The organism is Deinococcus malanensis, from assembly GCF_014647655.1.
GTDB classification, from domain to species: Bacteria; Deinococcota; Deinococci; order Deinococcales; family Deinococcaceae; genus Deinococcus; species Deinococcus malanensis.
The window spans coordinates 45,479-65,913 of the sequence record NZ_BMPP01000007.1; the positions used below are offsets into that span (position 1 = coordinate 45,479).

Here is a 20,435-nt window from a genome sequence, read left to right on the forward strand (position 1 = left end):
GTCCGCTAAAGCAGAATCACATCCACGTCGTCGCCGGCTTTGACCGTTTGACCTTCTGGAACCACCACCAAGGCGTTGGCCTCGCTGAGAGACCGCAGCATGCCGCTGCCCTGGGCACCGTAATCCCGCACTTCGCCGGAGTCGATCACGCCGCGCCAGAAGGCAGTCTTGTCGGGCAGGGTCCGGAAGGTGGTTGCGGCCCGCAGGCGCAAGGTCCGCACTGCCTGACCAGTCAGGGCCGGGCGCACGATCACGTGGAAGACCACCAGGCTGCTGACCGGGTTGCCAGGAAGTCCGAAAATGGGCAGGCCATGCCAGCCCCCCAGAATCGCCGGACCCCCTGGCCGCATGCGCACCTTCCAGAAGGCGACCTGCCCTTCCCCGATCAGCAGGTCACGCAGCAGGTCGTAGCGTCCCATACTGACCCCACCTGACGTCAGCAGCAGGTCCGCGCCTCCCGCCTGGTCCAGGGCACCTTGCAGGGCTGCCGGGGTATCTGCCGCATGGTCCAGCGCAATGACCTCACAGCCGCATTCGAGCAACATGGCGTGCAGGCCGACCCGGTTGCTGTCATAGACCTGCCCCCGCGCCAGGGGCAGGCCCGGCGCGACCAGCTCGTCTCCGGTGCTCAGCAGCGCCACTCGCAGCGCACGCCGGACGGTAACCTCCGCGTGGCCCAGGGCAGCAGCCAGCGCAAGTCTCGGTGCGGTCAACCTCAGCCCAGCGGGCAGGACTGTCTCGCCGGTCATAAAATCGCCGCCTTCATGACGTACGTCCTCGGGGCGGGCCGGGCGGCGCAGCCACACGTGGTCTGGTCCGCCGTCATCGAGCTGTTCGACCGGGCAGATCGCATCTGTCCCGGGCGGCAGAGGCGCACCGGTGTAGATCCGCACGCATTCGCCGGCATTTACCTGGGCCGAATGGGTCAGGCCGGCCCGACTCTCTCCTACCACGCGCAGCCGCACCGGGGTTTCAGAGGAAGCGGACCGCGTATCTGCCTCGCGACAGGCAATGCCGTCCAGGGCACTCTCGGTGGCACTGGGATGACTGACACGCGCTTCCAGGGTCTGTACCAGGGTCCGGCCATATGCCGCAGCCAGCGGCAGGGTCTCGGTTCCGGGGTCCGGCAGCAGGGCACGCAACAGGTCACGCGCTTCCGGCACGCCAACAAACATGGGAAACCCGCCTTGCGGATGGGTGGTGGTCATAAAGGCAGCATAGAGGCCGCCTTGACCCAGCCGCTGGCCAGGCCCTCTTAAGCTGTGCACATGATGTGGAGCCGGGCCTTGCGGGCGGTGGGCTGGACAGCAGGACTGCTTCTGATCGGTGTGCTGGCAATGGGCTGGGCTGGCTGGCTGCCGCACATTCCCTTATTCGCGTCGTGGGGCGCAGCAGGGTCTGCACCGCCGCACAATCAACACGGTCCGGCGGCTGATCCAGCGCCTCAACCTGCAGATATCGTTTCGCCCGACCCTTCCGGGGTGGCTCCTGGGCCGGAGGCTACCTCCCCCATCTCCCCTGCGCCATCGACGCTCCCGGATCAGCCGTCAGTCCCCGAACCCACCCCGGATCTCCCGTCCGCTCCGCGGGCGGCCACGTCTCCTCTTCCCCCGCAGCAGCACCCGTCCGCGGCCCTGGCCAGCCTGAACGCGGTCCGCGCCCTGGCGCAGTTGCCTGCCGTGGGCTGGCAGGACGACTGGGCCGCGCAATGCGCCGCACACGCCCGGTATCTGGTGCGTGCAGACCGTGCCGAGCACCGCCAGGATCGGTCCAGCCCCCATCACTCGGAGGCCGGCGAAGCCTGCGCCCATGGCCACTACTTCGTGTCGTCACAGCCTCCCTCCGGGCCGGAGCGCGCCATGGGCTACTGGGCCACCGGACCGTTTCACCTGCCGCAGCTGCTTGACCCCCGCCTGAAGGTGGTTGCTTTTGGAGAGGCCCATGACCCCGCCGGGGCCATGAGGTCGGCAGGGGTGCTCGACGTGCGCCGAGGGCTGTTGGGACAGGCGGCGTACCCGGTACGATTCCCGGCACCCGGCACCGTCACACCGTACCGGGAGGCTGCCCGGTACGAGTGGCCCGACCCGCTGCCCGGCTGCCGGTACCGTGCGCCAGCCGGCGCGCCGGTGGCCCTGCTCGCCGGTTCCGACGTCACCGTGTCGGCCGCGGCCCTCAAGGTCAACGGACAGGCTGTGGACGCATGCCTGCTGACCGCGCAGACTTTCCAGGGCACTTCTCCAGGCGACACCCAGGCCGGGCGTGGGGTGCTGGCGGCCCAGGGGGGTGCCGTCCTGCTGCCACGCGAACCGCTTCCCGCTGGAGCCCACGTGCAGGTCAGTCTGCGGACGTCGCAGGGGCGCCAGAACTGGTCGTTCCAGGTGGGCGGCGCGGAGGCAGACTGAGGCGACAGCTCCAGCAGCGCTCCTGCGCGTGGGGTCACAGGGTAGACTTCTGTGGCACCAGCCGCGCGGCCTCACCTTTCACCCCGGCTTTGCCGGGCGCGCGGGGAACGGAGACTGCCATGAACATTACCCAGGACAAGGTTGTTGAACTCGATTACAAGCTCACTGTGGACGGCGAGGTTATCGACCAGAGCGAGCCCGGTGAACCACTGACCTACCTGCACGGTCACAGCAACATCATTCCCGGGCTGGAAAAGGCGCTGGAAGGCAAGTCTGCCGGCGACGCCCTGCAGGTGACCGTGCAGCCCGAGGAAGGCTACGGCGAGCGTGACGAGGACAATACCGACGAACTCGACCGCGCCGACTTCGACGACGACATTGAAGTTGGTGCCACCTACTACGCACAGTCAGAGGACGGCAGCGTGATTCCCTTCACGGTGCTGACCGTCGACGGCGAGAAAGTCACCGTGGACTTCAACCCCCCATTGGCCGGCATGACCCTGAACTTCGACGTGAAGGTTCTGAACGTCCGTGATGCCACCGGCGAGGAACTTGATCATGGGCACGCGCACGCCGCCGGCGCACACGACCACGAGTAGGCGCTGAAGAAAAATCAGGGCTGCCCCTGTCACGCTTGGGCGGCCCTGGTTTTTTGCCTTCAGGCAGATTCCCGTGAGCCATTCTCCAGACCACTCTGGGCAAGGCTCCGTCACAGCGGCCTGACACAACTGGCCACCCCATCCAGTTGCCAGAAGAACCAGCCACCTGTCAGACCCACTACTCCAGGTCGTCGTAATGATGCAGCAGGGTTGCCTCTGGATCGCCTACCGGATGGTGGTGCCGGGCCACGAGCCGGGCCACCCGCGGACGCGCGCCGGCATGGGCCAGCAGCCTCGCCCCGAGTTCAGGATGGCTGGCACGGATGCCGATTGCCCCTACCGGAGGCAGCAGCCTGGTCAGCCGGTTGGGAATCAGGCCCACCAGCACCCGCTCTATCAGGTAATAACGCCGCACACTTTTGCCACAGTCGTGCAGCAGCGCGGCTGCAATCAGTTCTGGTTCCGAGCCGGGGTAATCGCGCAGCAGGTGCCGGGCGACGCGGCAGGCGTGCTCCCGGTCGCGGGCATCCATGCTGTCGTACACGCGGCGTTCCTCAGGCGTCAGAAACGTGCCGGCCCAGGTGTCATCGGGATGGGCGTCGGTTTCCCGCAGGCTGCGCAGCAGTCGGCCCACCTTGCCCAGGTAGCTGCGTGCCTTGCGCAGGACGCGGGCCGGTGGAGACAGGTGCAGCATGCCCCGAGCATACGAAAAGAACGCCGGCCCTCGGGTAGGGGCGCGGCGTTCCTCAAGAATTGCTGAGTGACCGGAATTTCAGGCTGAGCCGGCGGGGGTCTGATTCTCGCACTCAGTCGGCAGCGGTTTCGGTCTCGACTTCAAGGGCGGCAAGCGAACGCTCTACGGTCATGGCCGCCCGGGTGCCCGCCCCGACGCTGGTCGCCAGCTGACGGTAGACGTAGTCGCTGATGTCACCAGCGGCAAACAGCATGGGCACGCTGGTGTAAATCTCTTCAGTCACGTCCACGTAGCCGTCGGGACGGAGCTTAACAGTGTCCTTGACAAACTCCGTGTTCGGCACGTGACCGATAAAGACGAAGACCCCATCGGTGGCCATCTCGCTGGCCTCTCCGGTCTTGAGGTTGATCAGGCGCACGCCAGTCACATGGTCCTCGCCCTGAATCTCATCCACGGCCGTGTCCCAGATGAACTTCATCTTGGGGTTGGAAAACGCACGCGCCTGGGCCACCTTGTTGGCGCGCAGGGTGTCACGGCGGTGAATCAGGGTGACCTCTTCGGCGAACTTGGTCAGGAAAAGGCCCTCTTCGACAGCCGCGTCACCGCCGCCAACCACCACCACCTTCTTACCACGGTAAAAGAAGCCGTCACACGTGGCGCAGGTGCTGACCCCCTTGCCCCAGAACAGTTCCTCGCCGGGAATGCCCAGCCGCTTGGGGTTGGCTCCGGTGGCCAGAATCACGGCCTTGGCGCGGTAACTTCCGCCGTAGCCCTGCACGGTAAAGGGATAGTGGTGGTCGTGCTCGTTGCGGGTGATGCCCTGCACTTCTTCCATCTCGATCCTGGCACCGAACTTTTCGGCCTGCTGCTGCATCCGGCTGGCCAGTTCCATGCCGGGAATAGGCTCGGGGAAGCCCGGGTAGTTTTCGACTTCCTCGGTCTGGGCGATCTGGCCACCGGGCAGCCCTTTTTCGAGGATCAGGGTACTCAGACTGGCGCGGCCGGTATAGATCGCAGCGGTCAATCCGGCGGGGCCGCCGCCGACGATCACGACGTCATAGTCCTGGGTCTGGGGGGTGTGGGCCGTCATGAACCAAGCGTACCACTGCACACGTTTGCCGAAAGTCAGGCAGGCACGCTTTACTTTCTAAAGCAGGAGTGCCGGCAATCCGCATCCTGCCAACCAACGAAAAACACCCCCACAGAATGTGAAGGTGTTTGACTGGCTGGGGCACTAGGACTCGAACCTAGATTAACGGTGTCAGAGACCGTCGTCCTGCCATTAGACGATGCCCCAACGCGTACTCTGACTGCTTCCACAGGGGAAGCGTGAGGGAGTATAGCGGTCACCCCCATGTCCGTCAACACCTCCCCCCCGACGCGCTTGAGGACAAAAACCGCATCACATGGAATGAACTGCGTTTACAGCGCGCTCTTTACGCTTGCCCCCGCTTGTCCCAGGGTGCTACAGTGTGGTGTTGCCACGCCGCAGCCACCCCCGGCCACGCAGAGCGAGAGACTGGGGGTGGCGTGCGAGCAGGTATCAGGCAGGCGAAGCGGTATGCCAAGTGCCGCGCGCCAGGAGGACAGGAGTTCATGGAAGACAACACCCAGACCCCCGCCCAGATGGACGGGATTCAGCCCACGACGGGCACCGACACGATCAAGCCGGTCGCCGCCCCCGCCCCTGCTGCTCAGCCCGAGGAGCGCGAGTACCCCGAGATGACCATGGAAGACATCCTCGCCAGTGAAGCGGCGCAGGAGCACCAGAGCGTTTCGCGCGGGGACATCGTGGACGGCACCATCGTCTTCATCGGCCAGGACGGCATTGCCGTGGACATCGGCGCCAAGGTCGAGGGCGTTATTCCCCTCAACCAGATCGGCGACGAGCCCGTCACGCTGGAACAGGCCCAGGAGATGTACAAGGCCGGCGATACCATTGAGGCGTACGTCGTGCGCGTTGACCTGCCCAACAGCCAGATCGTGCTGAGCAAGAAGCGCGCCGATCAGGACAAGGGCTGGCGCGTCCTGGAGAAGATGCAGGAAGCCGACGAAGCCTTCGAGGTGGACGTGCTGGAAAAAGTGCGTGGCGGTCTCGTCGCGCAGGTCGAGGGCATCCGTGCCTTCCTGCCCGCCTCCCAGGTGGACACCCGCCGGGTCAACGACCTGGATCCCTATGTGGGCAAGCCGCTGCAGGTCAAGCTGATCGAGCTCAACCGCAAGCGCAACCGCGTGATCATCAGCCACCGCGCGATCATGGAAGCCCAGAAGGCCAAGGCCCGCGAGGCCACTGTCGGTCAGCTGGAAGCCGGCGCGCAGTTTGAAGGTGAGGTCGTGGAAATCACCGACTTCGGCGTGTTCGTGAACCTGGGCGGCATCGACGGTCTGGTTCACCGCAGTGAGCTGACCTACGGCCGCTTCAACCACCCCCGCGACGTGGTCAAGGTGGGCGACAAGGTTCAGGTGCAGGTTCTCGACGTGGATGACGGCCGCGAGCGCATCAACCTGAGCATGAAGGCCCTGACCCAGGATCCCTGGGAAGGTGCCACCGAGCGTTACAGCATCGGCCAGAAGGTTACCGGTAAGGTCACCAATCTCACCAACTTCGGCGCTTTCGTGGAGCTCGAAAGCGGCCTGGAAGGTCTGGTCCATGTCAGCGAGATGAGCTGGACCAAGCGCGTGCGTCACCCCAACGAAGTCATGAAGGAAGGCGACGAGGTCGAGGCCGTCATCCTGCGCATAGACCCGAAGGACCGCCGCATCAGCCTCGGAATTCGTCAGACCACCGACGATCCCTGGAGCGCGCTGCCTGACCGTTACCCGCCTGGCACCCAGGTCAAGGGCAAGATCACCGGCATGACCGATTTCGGCGTGTTCATGGAGATCGAAGAGGGCATCGAGGGCCTGATCCACATCAGCGAACTCGACACGCAGCGCGTGAACAATCCCGCCGACCTGTTCAAGAAGGGTGACGAGATCGAAGCCGTCATCCTGAACATCGACCCCGTGGAGCAGCGCGCCAGCCTGAGCCGTCGCCGCTTCCTGGGCGGTGGCCCGGTGCCCACACAGGGCGGCGGCAACCGTGACTTTGTCAGCCAGGGCGGCGGCAGCCGCAGCGACCGCTACAGCAGCGGTGGCGGTGGCGGACGCCCCGGTGGACGCGGTGGACGTGGCGGCGGTGCGGATTACGCCTACAACGCCAAGGACGCCAGCCAGGGTGGCAAGATCAGCACCAAGCTGGGTGACGTGTACGCCGATCTGTTCGCGCAGTTCGGCCTGGGTGGCGACAAGAAGGACGACGCCGCTGAAACCACCGAAACCAAGTCGGAATAATTTCCGCTCGCCCCACATGGGGTCAGACAGAACGCCCGGACTATGCATCCGGGCGTTCTGTCATGTCGCCTGTCGGTGCTGCTTTACAAAGCGAACGCTCTGATCCTGCTTTCAACCGGTATGTCACTTCACGGAGAGACGAACCGCCGCAACCCGGCGTGAATGGATGGTCCCTGTGTCCGGTGAGGGTGCAGCTCCCAACCCTAAAGGCATCCCCAACCTGCCATCAGGAGCGGAATGCGCCTGCTGGCTCATGGGGATCAGCCAGGGTGCCGGGCGCTGGCAAATGCCTCCTGGGCGCTGAAGTCTCCTGTGATCTTTTCGTACTCGCCGTCGGTACACAGTTCCCATGAACCCCGGGTATCTGCCCACTCGGTGTCCATGATGGCCAGGACCTGCTCACGGTGGCGGTCATCCATCAGCGGAGCAACCACTTCCACCCGGCGGTCCAGATTGCGGCTCATCCAGTCGGCGCTGCCAAAATATACCTCCGGACTCCCGGCGTTCCCGAAGGCAAACACGCGGGCATGCTCCAGGTAGCGCCCCAGCAGGCTCCGCACACGCACGCTTTCCGACAGCCCGGGCACGCCGGGACGCAGGCAGCACACTCCACGCAGGACCAGCTCAATCCGCACGCCGGCTGCCGCCGCACGGTAGAGGGCCTCGATCATGTGCGGGTCGGTCAAGGAGTTCACCTTGATCCTTGCCCAGGCATCACGTCCGGCGCGGGCGTGGTCTGCCTCGCGGTCGAGCAGAGCTTCAAAGCCCCGGCGGGCGGTGTCGGGCGCCACCAGCAGATGCTCATACTGGGCCTCAGCGTACCCCGTCAGATGATTGAACAGTTCGGCCACATCGGCACCCAGGCCCGCGTCGGCACTCAGCAGGCTCAGGTCGGTATACAGCCGCGCGGTTTTGGGGTTGTAGTTTCCGGTGCCGATATGCACGTAGCGGCGCAACCCTCCTACCTCCCGGCGTACGATCAGGGTCACTTTTGCGTGGGTCTTGAGGCCAGGCACGCCGTACACCACGTGGGCGCCAGCTCGCTCCAGCTTGCGGGCCCAGGAGATGTTGCTCTGCTCGTCAAAGCGGGCCTTGAGCTCAATCAGGGCCACCACCTGTTTGCCGTTTTCGGCAGCCGCGCGCAGAGCACCCAGCAGACGAGGGTCATCGCCAGTCCGGTACAGCGTCTGCTTGATGGCCAGAACCTGGGGGTCGCGGCTGGCCTCCTCCAGAAAGTTCAGTACGTTGGCAAACGAGTCGTAGGGATGATGCAGGATGACATCGCCGTGGCGCAGCGTCTCGAAGAGGCCGTCCTCATCGTCGCCGTCCAGATCGGGCATGCCGGGGGTGAACTCCGGAAAACTCAGGTCCGGACGCTGAACCGGCAGGTTCATCAGGTTCGCGGTTCCCAGCGGACCGTCCAGCAGGAAGACGTCCTCGGCCGCCAGCCGCAACTTCTCCTGCAGGAAGGTGATGATCTCCTGCGGAGTTCCGCGCATCACCTCCAGGCGAACCGCAGAACCGAAGCGCCGCCGACGTAGCCCATCCTCGATGGTGGCGAGCAGGTCCTCGGCTTCCTCTTCCTCAAACTCGTAATCGGTGTTACGGGTCACGCGGAAGGTGTGGGTGGCAATCACCTGCCGGCCCTTGAACAGATCCCCGATATGCGCGGCAATCACGTCCTCAAGCATCAGCAGGGACTCCCCTACCACCACCACCCTTGGAAGCACGCCCACCGGCACCTTCACCCGGGCGAAGTCCGGCTCTTCACCCTCTCCGGCATGCAGCAGCACTGCCAGGTTCAGGCTGAGGTTGCTCAGATATGGAAACGGATGGCTGGGGTCAACGATCAGCGGGGTAAGCACCGGCTGGATTTCGGTCAGGTAGTGCTCACGCAGCTGGGCGCGGGCCCGCTTGCCCAGTTCGCTGACCGGAATCAGCTTCACCCCTTCTTCGGCCAGATCGCGCAGAATTCTGCGGGTGGCCTTTTCGATTCCGCGCAGCATGCCGTGGGTGCGCTGGCGCACCAGCGTCAGCGTTTCCCGTGGCAACAGCCCGTCAGGACTGGGAATATTGACGTGGGCCGCGATCTGGCGGTGGACTCCAGCAACACGGACCATAAAAAACTCGTCAAGGTTGCTCCCGCAGATCGCCGCGTACTTCAGCCGTTCCAGTGGTGGGTTCCGCCGGTCCCGGGCCTCAGCCAGCACCCGTTCGTTAAATGCCAGCCAGGACAGTTCGCGGTTCAGAAAGCGGCTCTGTGGATTGGCGACCGTGCTGTGTGTCCGCAGCCGCCCTTCCTTCTGCGGCACCTCATCTTTCACTTGAGGGCGCGGCTCTGTCGTGCTCTGCCCTTTCGGCGCCGATGAATGGGCAACATGGTCAGCAGGCTGTTCGAGGTTCACAGGCATGGCTCCTTGACATGAAACGCGGAGGCAGTCACCGCTATGTCAGTCCGTGCCTGACGGCCGCAGGGCCGCTACAAAGGAGGTCAGTCTGTGGCTGCCCACCTCTGCCCGCTTGAAGTGACGCTCAGGATACTCCTGTGGGCTCCGCTTTCTCCTCCAGGGTGGCAAGCATTACTTCACGAAAGGCCCGGACTGCCTCCTGCACAAAGGCAAGGTACCGGGGCAATTGCGCCACGAAAGCTTCCGGGGAGGCGTGCAGGGCTTCAACACCCGCCCAGACGTCTGTGTCGGCTGTATACAGCTTGACCAGCTTTGCCTCGCGGTTGACCGCGTCACAGGCAAAAAGCGCGCGGCCATACTCCTCGTCCGATTCCAGCGCCCAGAAGTTGGGAAACAGCAGATGGTAGAACTCCTGATCGTTGCCCTGCGGCGGAAGGTGATACTGCCCGCCCTCAAACATGAAGCTCAGGCCCACTTCAGGGTCTTCCCGGACTGAAAATCCATGATCTGCCAGCAGCGTTTTCAGGACAGCCAGTGGGGAGAGGGGTTCCCTGATGACTGCAGGCTTGGGACGCGGACGGGCCACTTTGGCTGATTTCTTCTCGGTCATGGATTCACCTTCAAGTGGGCCGGTTTAGTTCATCTGAGTAGAGGTCGTCCGAAAGCTCTTCTGCCAGGAAGGTCATGAACTTCACGTTCAGCATCTGGGCACCGGTCACACGGTCAAAAGCGGCGCCATTTCTGTCGGTGTCAATATTGCCGAAGCCATACTCGCCGACCACGAATGTGCCGTCCGGCTGGAAGTAGGCCACCGCAGAGCGTTCCGGGTCCCGGAAGTTCCAGGCCAGATCGCTGGCCGGCTCTGTGCCCTGGACCGGCCGGGCCAGCCGTTCCTGGAGACGCACATAGCGCTCGTCATGCTGATAGGCATGTTTGAATTCCCGCGTCGCGGTGGTCACCATGTAACCGAAGCGCCATCCGAAGAACCTGACGTCATACTGCACGGGCCCGGATTTCAGCAGGATTGAGGTCGCGTCGCGCGTCACCTCACGGCACTGATACTTCTTTTCCAGAAACCGGGCAAAAGCCTCGGTGGCTGTGGGAAAGGTCTTGAAGCCCTCGCCGTAGTGGAAGCCGCCCTGCCACTGGGTCACGCGGGGCCGCTCTGCGTCCGTAAAAGGGAGCCCCAGGTACCTGCGGGCTTCCATCACGCCTTCTTCCAGCATGAACAGGGCGACGTCAATCAGGGTGTCGGCACGGTACTGCTCGTCGAAGCCAGCCGACTGCACACCAATGGTCAGGGCACCGGAATCGGGGTCGAAAAAGGCGCGGACGCCCGCACAGGTGTTGCAGACGTGATCAATACACCGGTACGCAAAAGCTTTCTCGGTAACTGTGCCGCATTGGTGGATATTGCACTGGTCGAGTGAGGTGTAAAGACGTAAACCCAGCAGGTTCAAAACAATGGGCACCTGAATATTCAGGTCTTTATAGCGGACCTCAGCCAAATTGCTTTCTTTTTGCTGGAATGAATGGATCTCACCGCCAAGATCCGCCAGCCTGACCACTGTAGTCAGTGCATTCTCCCGCATCTCGCCTATCTCGACACCCCGGCGAAGCTGTGGCTCGGGCTTTCTCTTGTTGAAGACGCCAAACACTACTCGCCACCTTTCATATTCATCTTCTTGGCAATGTCGCTTTCGACTTCCTCCAGGGTGTAGGGTGCAAACAGTTCTTTGAGGGTTTCGTCCAGCACGGATGCCAGAGCTGAGCCGTCTTTCTCTGTGGCTTTCTTGGGCTTCTTCTCGCTTCCCGTGCCCTTGAGGTCATTAACCTTGTCCTTCAGCTGATTTTCCAGGTTGGTCTGAATGCCCTTAGCGAGGGTCTCATTCACCGTTTCTACGCCGACCAGTGCCGTAGAGGCCAGCGGCGTGCTGCCACGCATGGCCTGCGCAATCTTGGTGTATCTCTCCAGCCGCTCGTTGATGGGCGCCCGGGCAGGTGCAGTCAGAGCCAGCCCTGTTCTTTCGAGCAAACCCTTACCAGCAGCATTCTTACCAAAAAAGTGTTCTGTGGCCTTGGTAGCTTCTTCCAGTGCATGGGTCTTGAGCGCAGCCTCTTCCAACAGCGTGGATGGATGACGAGCCACGAAGGTCTCAGCCTGCCGTGTGAGGCGCTCACTCGCCTGAGATACCGCATTCTGTGCAGCCTGTCTGGCCTGCTCGCGGACAGCTTCGATATCGACTTGGACACCGGGGACAGGCCTCTGAGCCAGCAGAGCTCTTTCTGTATCCTGCTCGATTTTCCGCCGCAGACGGTCGGTTGCCAGTGTCCGCGCTGCTGCGACTTCCTGTTCATACAGCGCCCGGTTGCCCTGTTCTGCCAGATGCCTGAAGTCAGCCTGCACACTTCCGTGGCGTCCCAGCAGACGCGACAGATCCTTATTCAGACCTTGACTCGCCTCACCCCAGACCTTGTTCAGGTGGGTCCGAATCGCCGTGCCACTGCTGCGGAATTCCAGAATCGCTTTGCTGAAGTGTCCATCCGGATTGCGCGCCACGATATCGTCCAGGTGGCTCGACATTTTTCCGGCTGAACTGCGGACATGCGGGGCAATGCTGGTCCGGCTGACCTTCTCCCCAACCCGGGCCTTTAAAGCGTCAAAGCCGTCTGCCAGCGCCATCTTTCCCTTGACCAGCACGTTTTTGCTCAGATGGTTGCCCAGGGTATCGACCGCGTTCTTGAAGGTCCGGGCCAGTTTGACCGTTGGGCTGCGGCGTACCTGCATTTTCCAGCGCGTCAGCAGCCGGTGGTCCACGCGGCGCGCTGCGGTGACCCGCTTCTGCACAAAGTCGCGGACAGCTGTGGGCGTCTGCCGGGCAATTCTGCGCAGGTTGGGCGTCTCACGTACCAGGAAACGGACTGCCTTGCGCTGGGCAGCGGAGAGGGCGGCATGTGGCTGCGCAGTGACGCTGGTCAGGCGCTGGACAGCACTGTTTTTGACCTTCATCAGGCCTGCCCCCGCCTTGCTGGCCATCTTGCGCGCTCCAGCAGCGAGGCCCCTGCCAGTCTTCAGGATGGGCTGAGCAACGTTCCTGCTGACCAGCCGGCCCACCTGAGCAAAAATCTTCTGCACATTGCGGGGAATGACCCTGGCAGCCAGTCTGGCGGTGGCTCGTCCGCTTCCCCGGGCAGCGGCCGCTCCCAGTTGCGCGAGGCCACGTGCTGCGGGCAGGGCGCCCTTGCCCAGCGCAGCGGCGGTTCCGACCAGCGCCTTGCCCGCGAACTTGAAGACCGGGCCACCCACGCTGCCGACCACGGCGTCAATGGCCATGCTTTTGGCCGTGACTCCCCCGAAGGTTGATTTCGCCTTGTACTGGTACTTGCGGTCGTTTTTCTGCTTGGCGGCTGCCGCCGCGTTGAAGACCTTATTCTCGACCACCCGCGCGGCCACGCCGCCACCGGCACTGATCCCGGCCGCCAGGGCCAGCGCAGGAGCCGTGAGTGCGCCGCCGGACGCGACGGTGGCTACACCCACGGCAGTCAACGCCACTCCCTTCCAGAATTTGGCCTTGCCCTCCGGTGTGGCATACCACTTCTTGAACTGCGTAACTTTGCCACTCGCATAACGGCCGATGGCCGAGGTCCCATCCGCGACGCCCTTAACCGGATTGCGCGCGAAATTCGCGGCAGCCGCCACCGTCTTTCCGGCACTGTTCATCACGCTGGTCAGGCGCTTCCCGGCATCCGACCTGTGCAATTCCGTCAGCCTACTGCGAAACCGGCCCATGATGCCCTGAGCTGCTGGTGGGGTGACGCCGGGCTGTGGCGCCAGATTCAGCCGGGGTGAGCTGACCGGCCTGACAGGCAGCTGCGGACCCAGCGCAGCTGGAGCACCCTGCGCCGGGCAGCCAACAGTCCTGACCGGCCGGGGCGTCACCATACCTGACGCCGGCCGGGGCTTCACGCTGTTGCCGGCTGGCCTGACTCCTGCTTTGCGTGACAGCGGCGCCGCCGTCTTACCCTGGACTGGTTCCTTCCGAGCGGACTTCCTGGGCCTGATCTGGGGAGCTTCGAGCATGAACGCACCTGCCTGGTCGGAACGCGCAAATCCGGATGGGGCGCTGGAGTGAGAGGACTGGCACTGCCGGGGGCGGTGCCGGGGGGTGGCCGCCAGTCTAGAGGTCACCCGGCCTCGCTCCTAGCGAAGTTGAGCAGGGCGGGAAAAGACTCCCAAAGGAACCTTTTCCCGCCCTCTGTTGATATTCGCCGTTAAACGCGCTTGAACAGCAGGGCAGCGTTCTGGCCACCGAACGCGAAGGAGTTGCTCAGGGCGTACTCCACCTGCTGTTCCCGGGCACCTTCCGGAATGTAGTCCAGGTCCAGCTCCGGGTCGGGATCTGTCAGGTTGATGGTGGGAGGCAGCACACCGTCTTTCAGCGCCTGCGCTACCGCAATCGCTTCGATGGCGCCGGCAGCACCCAGCAGATGCCCGGTCATCGACTTGGTGCTGCTGACCGCCAGCTTCGACGCGTGCTCTCCAAACACCTGCTTGATGCCCTGGGTCTCGTGCAGGTCATTGAAGTGGGTGCTGGTCCCGTGGGCGTTGATATAGCCCACCTGCTCGGGGTTAACGCCGGCAGTGGCCAGGGCCATACGCATGGCCACCTGGGCGCCCCGCCCCTCAGGGGCCGGCATGGTGATGTGGTGTGCGTCAGCACTGGTGCCGTAACCGACCACCTCGGCATAGATCGTCGCCCCACGGGCCACGGCGTGCTCGTACTCTTCCAGGATGACCACCCCGGCGCCCTCACCCAGGACAAAACCGTCGCGGGTAGCGCTGAAAGGCCGGCTGGCCGTTTCGGGGCTATCGTTGCGGGTGGACAGGGCTTTCATGTTGGCAAAGCCGCCCATGGCCAGCTCCGTGACTGCAGCCTCGGTGCCCCCAGCGATCATCAGGTCAGCCAGCCCCAGCTGGATGTAGCGCGCCGCGTCCCCTACAGCGCCCGAGCCGGTGGCACAGGCGGTCACGACGGTGCTGCTGGGCCCGGTAGCCCCATAGCGCATGGCCACATGCCCGGTCGCCATGTTGGCGATCATCATGGGCACGAACATCGGACTGACGCGGCTGGCGTCACGCTCGAACATCACGCGCGACTGGTCCTCGAAGGTCTTGATGCCTCCGATTCCGCTGCCAATCAACGTGCCGGTCCGGTCCCCGCGCAGCTCTTCCTCACTCAGACCGCTGTCCTTAACGGCCAGATCAGACGCCACCAGGGCAAGCTGTACGTAACGGTCAAGCTTGCGGGCTTCCCGCACGTCAATCCAGGGGGTCAGGTCATCGTTGACCTGGCCGGCAATCTTGCTGGCCACATTCTTGGGGTCGTAGTGGGTCACGGGGCTTATGCCACTGCGGCCCGCGCGCTGCGCCTCGGCGTACGCCTGCGCGCCCGTCCCGATGGGCGTGACCGGACCCAGGCCGGTAATCACCACCCGTTTCAAGCCTGCAACGCTCATGTGTTCTCCTTACCGCGCAGGCAGGGGTGGGGCGCGGCCTTCACCGCATCCCACCCCCCGCCTTCAGTGTCCTGCGACAGGCGCAGGGTGCGCGATTACTGCTTGCTTTCGATGTAGTCGATGGCGGCCTGAACGGTACGGATGTTCTCGGCGTCCTCATCGCTGATGGTGATGCCGAACTTGTCTTCCAGACCCATGATCAGCTCAACGGTCTCCAGGCTGTCGGCACCCAGGTCTTCCACGAAACGGGCCTCGGGCATCACCTTGTCGCCGTCCACGCCCAGCTTGTCCACAATCACGTCTTTTACATCATCAAAAGTTGCCATGCTCGGTACCTCCTGCTTTGAAGTCTGCGCCAGTCTACACGTGTGGCGCGCTGACGCGACGCCAGAGTGGACAGGGTTCAATTCCTGAGCATGCCGGTGCCCTGCTTCCAGGAGGCGCAGGCACGTTGAATATGGCGCTCCAGCTGCCGTTCTGATCCGGCGCCGGTCCTCAGTGCGGGTGCAGCCCGCCGTCCACACCGATGGTCTGGCCGGTGATGTACCCTGCCGCGTCACTGGCGAGAAAAACCACCAGGGCCGCCACGTCTTCTGGGTGACCGAAACGGGCCAGGGGAATGCCGGCGAGGTAGGTCTTGCGGGTGTCCTCGTTCAGCTCCGCCGTCATGTCCGACTGGATAAAGCCCGGGGCTACAGCGTTCACGGTGATGCCGCGCCCGCCGTACTCCTTGGCCAGCGCCTTAGTCAGGCCAATCAGGCCGGCCTTGCTGGCCACGTAATTGGCCTGCCCGGGGTTGCCCATCAGGCCCACCACCGACGCAATGTTGATGATCCGGCCTGACCGCGCCCGCATCATGTGCCGGATCGCGGCGCGGCTGGCCGTAAAGGCGCTGGAGAGGTTGGTCTGCAGCACCGCGTCCCAGTCCTCGTCCTTCATGCGGATGGCCAGGGTGTCACGGGTGATACCGGCATTGTTGACCAGCACGTCCAGGCGACCCATCCGGGCAATGACCTCATCGACCAGGGCCGAGGCGTTGGCCGGCGCGGTGAGGTCGGCGCCGAAGACTTCGGCCCGCACGCCAAGGCTCTGTGCTTCGGCGGCTACTTTTTCGGCTTCCGCCTGATTGCGTCCGTAATGAATGGCGACCGAGAAGCCGCTGCGGGCCAGCTGGAGGGCCATGGCTCGGCCCAGGCCACGGCTGCTGCCGGTCACGAGGGCAACCTTGCCCGTTGAGGTCGTGCTCTGTTGCGGTTCAGTCATGAATGCTCCAATCGGGCCTGCATCCCCCGGAGGTGATGAAGGTTGTGCTCAATGGTGAAGTAAAGCATCTCGCGTACCGTCAGCATATCCAGCACCGGATGCGGCATGCTCCGGGCGTCGAGTTCGTGGTCCGGCCAGCCCTGCACCTGCCCATGCAGGGCCTCCAGAGTGCCACGGTAGCGTTGCAACTGCGTGCCCATATCATTCGTGGGCTCCGGCAGAAAGCGGCCACTGGCCCGGGCGCCCCCGGCCAGCCGGGCCCGGTAGGCAGCCTGCACCTGCTCGAAAGACCTCTTCGGCTGTTCCCGGGGCGCGAGCGGCAGACGCTCACGCAGGCCCAGGCCTGCGGCGACCGGAGCATTGGAGCGTTCCAGATGATCCAAATGGTGCGCCGGAGACCAGCGCTGATCCGTGCCGGCCGTGAACTGGGCCACGCTCAGGCCACGCACGTAATCGCTGACTGTATCCCGGACCTCCAGCAGACTGGCTAACAGTTCCGGGGTGGTGCCTGGATTCACAGCGAGAAATTCCTGATCTGCTCGGCTGTCCCTACGTTCAGGGTCCGGGCTTCCGGCAGGATGCGCTTGACCAGTCCGGTCAGGACCGTTCCAGGGCCAAACTCGATAAAGACGTCCACTCCCATGTCGTCCAGAGCCCGGATGGTGTCTACCCAGCGGACCGCGCCCGTGATCTGTTCTTCCAGCAACGCTGCCGTGGACGCAGGGTCCTGCCCCGGCTCGGCGGTGACATTGGCCACCACCGGGAAAGCATAGGCGCCATAGGTCGCCGAGCGCAGGGCAGGCGCCAGGCCCTCGGCGGCCGGGCCCATCAGGGCACAGTGGAAAGGCGCGCTGACTTTCAACGGAATGGCTTTCAGGCCGCGGGTCTTGAGTTCCGCAGAAGCGGCCTCAACCGCTGCCTTGTCCCCGGAAATAACAGTCTGGGTGGGCGCGTTGAAGTTGGCTGGCTGCACGACCTGCTCGGTCTGGGCAGCCACCGAAGCACAGACTTCCTGCACGGCTGCCGGGTCGCCCATCACCGCACTCATGGCGCCCACTCCGACCGGCACCGCCTGCTGCATCAGTTCCCCACGCTGCCGGGTCAGGCGCAACGCGTCGTGCAGGTCAAGCACGCCAGCGGCCACCAGGGCGCTGTACTCCCCCAAGCTGTGCCCGGCAGCCACCACCGGGGTCAGACCGGTCTGTGCGTGCCAGGCACGGTAGGAGGCAACGCTGGCGGCCACCAGGGCCGGTTGCTGGTTGGCCGTCAGGGTCAGGTCTTCAAGGGGGCCCAGCTCGATCAGGGTGCGCAGGCCGGGCAGGGTCCCGTCCAGACTGCTGTAGATCTCCTGGGCGGCTGGAAAGTTCGCGGCAATATCGGCGCCCATGCCTACCGAGTGGGAGTTCTGTCCAGGAAACAGGGCCGCAATTCTGGGTCCTGCGCTCATCCCTGCACCCCGGCGATGTGCTCTGCGGCGCGGTCCGGCTGGAGGCTTGGCGTCCCACCCCACCACTTCATGGTGCCGGCCACCCAGCTCAGGCCACCGCCGAACGCAATCAGCAGCAGCTGCTGTCCATCGCGGATGCGGCTGTCGTCCACACCCTCGCGCAGCACCAGCGGCACGGTCGCACTGGAGGTATTGCCATAGCGGTCGAGGTTGATGATCGTTTTGCTCATGGGCAGCCTGAACCGCTCCATGGCTGCCTCGATGATGCGCACATTGGCCTGATGCGGAATGACCCAGTCGACGTCTGCGGTGGTCAGACCGCTTTTTTCCAGGGCCTGGGTTCCGCTCTCTCCCAGCACGCGCACCGCGAACTTGAAAACTTCACGGCCGTTCATGCCGGTGAAATCGCCCATGGCAAAGCCGCCGGGCAGCGTCTTGGCCACGCTGCGCATGTACAGGCTCGATCCTCCGTTGCCATCGGCTCCCAGCACAAAGTCCTGGAACCCATAGCCTTCCGGCACCGGCCCCACCACGGCGACTCCGGCGCCATCGCCGAACAGAATGGCGGTGTTGCGGTCGTCGTGATCCACGATCTTACTCAGGACTTCGGCACCGACGACCAGAACCCGGCGGGCCGTGCCGGCATAGATCAGCCCGGACGCCACGCTCAGGCCGTAAACAAAACCGCTGCAGGCGGTCGACAGGTCAAAGGCCGCCGCGCCGACCAGCCCAACCTGCATGCCGATCAGTGCAGCGGTCGAGGGCATCAGCGCGTCGGGGCTGACGGTCGCACAGATGATGGCGTCCACATCGGTCAGGGCCTGCGGGTCACGCCGCAGCATGTCCTGAACCGCGCGCACTCCCATGTCGGAGGTGTACTCATGTTCGGCGGCAAAGCGCCGTTCACGGATGCCGGTGCGGCTCTCGATCCAGGCGGCATTGGTGTCCATACGTGCCTCGAAGTCCTCGTTGCGCACGATGCGTTCGGGGGTATAGGCGCCCATGGCCACAATGCCCAGGGACAGACGGGAGGTCGGAGGTGCAGTCATATCCGCAAGCTAACATTCTTTGAACGTCCGTTCAATGAATCGAGTCCAGATTCCTGCCGGCAACCTGGTTGACCGCAGCCGGGGCTGCGTGCATGAGGTGCAATATCGTGCCCCGCAGAACAGTCAGGAGACTTCCCACGTCCTCTGGCAGATGGAGGACCGGTCATCCGGAATGGGTGCACTCGGTGAGGCCCCTGAGCAGAGTAAGCAGCACGCCACCGACATCAATAAAAAAAGGTGGGCCCCTCAGGACCCACCCCCGTCAGAACGGTCTTACTCTTCGCTCTTCGCGGCCACTTCTCCCTGGTCTTCTGCCTGCTGCTCACCCTGCTCAGCCTCTGCTCCGCCCTGGGGAGCGGCCAGCTGCGCGATGGCCTGCTGCAGGGCGCGCTCACGCACGATGCTAGCGTAGTAGGAGTTGATGCCGTTGGGCCCGAGCTGCTTGCTCAGCTGCTCCGGGCTGAGGCCGTTGGCCTGGGCCAGCATGGTCATGGTCTGGTTGAACTCGGCGTCACTGACCTGCACCTTCAGGTCCTCGGCCAGCTTTTCCAGAGCCAGATCACGCTTGACGCGCGTCTCGGCGTTCTTGGACAGGTCGGCCATGAACTCGTCGAGCTTGCCCTGCTCCTTCATGAAGGTCTCGTACTCGCTCCACTTGACGCCCTGGCGGCTCAGGTCATCCTGAATCTCCTGCATCATCGCTTCGCGGCGGCGCTCCAGCAGGGCCTGGGGGATATCGGCCTGCATGCGCCCCGTCAGGTGGGTGACGAATTCTTCGCGGCGGGCGTTGTCGCCTTCCTGCTGGGCGCGGCGCTGCAGCTCGGAACGCAGATCCGCACGCAGGCGCTCGAGCGACTCGAAGTTCAGGCTGCTGGCGAACTCGTCATTCAGCTCCTGCAGCTGCTTGGTCTTCACGTCCATGATCGTGACGGTGACGGTGTGCTCGGCGTGCTCGTGGGCACCGTGCTGGTGGGCTGGCACGGTGATTTCCACGGTGTCTCCCTTGTTCTTGCCCAGCAGCGCGTCACGGACGTGAGCTTCGGCCACGTCGAGGTACACCGGGTAGGTGCCGCCGTCTTCGCCCTGCTCCTCGATGGTCACCTGATCGCTGGCCTCGATGGGACGGTCCACGCTCTCGAAGGTGGCGTTGCGCTCCTGCAGGTCACTGAGGGTGCGGCTCAGCACGTCCTCGGTGATTTCGGGGGAGGCTGCTTCAAGCTTCAGGTCGCTCCAGTCGCCCAGGGTGACCTCGGGGTACGTCTCGCCGCGCACGTTGAAGGTAAAGTCCTTGCCGCTGTTCAGGTCCTGGGGATCGATGGTCGCGTCTACCAGGCTCAGCTTCAGCTCGCGGGCAGCCTGGGGGTAGTGAACCTGCAACAGGCGGTCACGCACTTCCTGCTCCACGTAGCCCTTGCCCACGCGGCCCTCGATGACCTTGCGCGGGGCCTTGCCGGGGCGGAACCCGGGAACGCGCACGTCGCGGGCCAGACCGGCCCAGACCTGCTCATACGCGCGGTTTACTTCGGCAGCGGGCACCGCCACCTTGAATTCCACCTTGTTGCCTTCTCTACTGATCAGCTCTGCCATTGCGTCTCGTCTCCCGTCCGTGCCTGCCGAAAGGCGCTTGCTCCTGTGCGGAGCGGCCCCCGGCGGGCAATCCGTGTTGATTGTTGCCGTGCCGTCCGCATCCCGCCTCATTCCCCACGGTGGAGCAAAGAGGCGC

17 protein-coding genes and 1 tRNA gene are annotated in these 20,435 nt (G+C 64.1%); 3 read left to right on the forward strand and 15 right to left on the reverse strand.

Annotated elements, in window-relative coordinates; genetic code table 11:
• Positions 1-5 precede the first annotated feature (5 nt).
• Complete coding sequence (locus tag IEY49_RS09645) at positions 6-1,208, reverse strand: molybdopterin molybdotransferase MoeA (protein WP_189007452.1); 1,203 nt, start codon at positions 1,206-1,208, stop codon at positions 6-8.
• A gap of 60 nt (positions 1,209-1,268) precedes the next feature.
• Between IEY49_RS09645 and IEY49_RS09650 the strand changes: the two genes are divergently transcribed.
• Together IEY49_RS09650 and IEY49_RS09655 are read left to right on the forward strand one after the other, a co-directional pair.
• Entirely contained in the window at positions 1,269-2,402 is a 1,134-nt protein-coding gene (locus IEY49_RS09650) for a CAP domain-containing protein (protein WP_189007455.1), read from the forward strand.
• 119 nt (positions 2,403-2,521) lie between these two features.
• A complete protein-coding gene (locus IEY49_RS09655; protein WP_189007458.1) occupies positions 2,522-3,001 on the forward strand; it encodes an FKBP-type peptidyl-prolyl cis-trans isomerase in 480 nt (159 codons plus the stop codon).
• 178 nt (positions 3,002-3,179) lie between these two features.
• Here the strand turns inward: IEY49_RS09655 and IEY49_RS09660 are convergent, their stop codons facing one another.
• The 3 genes from IEY49_RS09660 to IEY49_RS09670 form a co-directional block, all read right to left on the reverse strand.
• On the reverse strand, positions 3,180-3,695 hold the full coding sequence (locus tag IEY49_RS09660; RefSeq protein ID WP_189007461.1) for an HD domain-containing protein: 516 nt from the start codon (positions 3,693-3,695) through the stop codon (positions 3,180-3,182).
• A gap of 112 nt (positions 3,696-3,807) precedes the next feature.
• Entirely contained in the window at positions 3,808-4,785 is a 978-nt protein-coding gene (gene trxB / locus IEY49_RS09665) for a thioredoxin-disulfide reductase (protein WP_189007464.1), read from the reverse strand.
• A gap of 133 nt (positions 4,786-4,918) precedes the next feature.
• A tRNA-Gln gene (locus IEY49_RS09670) sits at positions 4,919-4,992 on the reverse strand.
• A gap of 299 nt (positions 4,993-5,291) precedes the next feature.
• Between IEY49_RS09670 and IEY49_RS09675 the strand changes: the two genes are divergently transcribed.
• A complete protein-coding gene (locus IEY49_RS09675; RefSeq protein WP_189007467.1) occupies positions 5,292-7,028 on the forward strand; it encodes a 30S ribosomal protein S1 in 1,737 nt (578 codons plus the stop codon).
• 260 nt (positions 7,029-7,288) lie between these two features.
• Here the strand turns inward: IEY49_RS09675 and ppk1 are convergent, their stop codons facing one another.
• The 11 genes from ppk1 to tig all read right to left on the reverse strand — a co-directional run bounded on the left by ppk1 (position 7,289) and on the right by tig (position 20,299).
• Positions 7,289-9,433 carry a polyphosphate kinase 1 gene (gene ppk1, locus IEY49_RS09680; protein ID WP_373291883.1) on the reverse strand — a complete coding sequence of 715 codons (2,145 nt, stop codon included), beginning with the start codon at positions 9,431-9,433 and terminating at the stop codon, positions 7,289-7,291.
• Positions 9,434-9,560: 127 nt separating this feature from the next.
• A complete protein-coding gene (locus IEY49_RS09685; RefSeq protein ID WP_189007470.1) occupies positions 9,561-10,046 on the reverse strand; it encodes a hypothetical protein in 486 nt (161 codons plus the stop codon).
• A 10-nt stretch (positions 10,047-10,056) separates the two neighbouring features.
• Positions 10,057-11,094, reverse strand: coding sequence for a hypothetical protein (locus IEY49_RS09690; RefSeq protein WP_189007473.1), 1,038 nt, complete (start codon positions 11,092-11,094; stop codon positions 10,057-10,059).
• The gene (locus IEY49_RS09695) at positions 11,094-13,196 is read right to left on the reverse strand and encodes a hypothetical protein (RefSeq protein WP_189007476.1); all 2,103 of its coding nucleotides are present in this window, start codon (positions 13,194-13,196) and stop codon (positions 11,094-11,096) included. Before IEY49_RS09695 ends, IEY49_RS09690 begins: the two co-directional genes overlap by 1 nt.
• A 512-nt stretch (positions 13,197-13,708) precedes the next feature.
• On the reverse strand, positions 13,709-14,953 hold the full coding sequence (gene fabF, locus IEY49_RS09700; protein WP_189007479.1) for a beta-ketoacyl-ACP synthase II: 1,245 nt from the start codon (positions 14,951-14,953) through the stop codon (positions 13,709-13,711).
• A 95-nt stretch (positions 14,954-15,048) separates the two neighbouring features.
• Positions 15,049-15,279, reverse strand: a complete 231-nt coding sequence (gene acpP, locus IEY49_RS09705) for an acyl carrier protein (protein WP_012692535.1) — start codon at positions 15,277-15,279, stop codon at positions 15,049-15,051.
• Between the two features lie 169 nt (positions 15,280-15,448).
• Positions 15,449-16,216, reverse strand: a complete 768-nt coding sequence (gene fabG, locus IEY49_RS09710; RefSeq protein ID WP_189007482.1) for a 3-oxoacyl-[acyl-carrier-protein] reductase — start codon at positions 16,214-16,216, stop codon at positions 15,449-15,451.
• A complete protein-coding gene (locus IEY49_RS09715; protein WP_189007486.1) occupies positions 16,213-16,734 on the reverse strand; it encodes a DinB family protein in 522 nt (173 codons plus the stop codon). The genes fabG and IEY49_RS09715 overlap by 4 nt, the downstream gene beginning before the upstream one ends.
• Positions 16,731-17,663 (reverse strand): ACP S-malonyltransferase, encoded by a 933-nt coding sequence (gene fabD, locus IEY49_RS09720; protein WP_189007489.1) that lies wholly within the window; start codon positions 17,661-17,663, stop codon positions 16,731-16,733. Before fabD ends, IEY49_RS09715 begins: the two co-directional genes overlap by 4 nt.
• Positions 17,660-18,712 (reverse strand): beta-ketoacyl-ACP synthase III, encoded by a 1,053-nt coding sequence (locus IEY49_RS09725; protein ID WP_189007492.1) that lies wholly within the window; start codon positions 18,710-18,712, stop codon positions 17,660-17,662. The genes fabD and IEY49_RS09725 overlap by 4 nt, the downstream gene beginning before the upstream one ends.
• A 273-nt stretch (positions 18,713-18,985) precedes the next feature.
• A complete protein-coding gene (gene tig, locus IEY49_RS09730) occupies positions 18,986-20,299 on the reverse strand; it encodes a trigger factor (RefSeq protein ID WP_189007495.1) in 1,314 nt (437 codons plus the stop codon).
• Between the last annotated feature and the right edge of the window lie 136 nt (positions 20,300-20,435).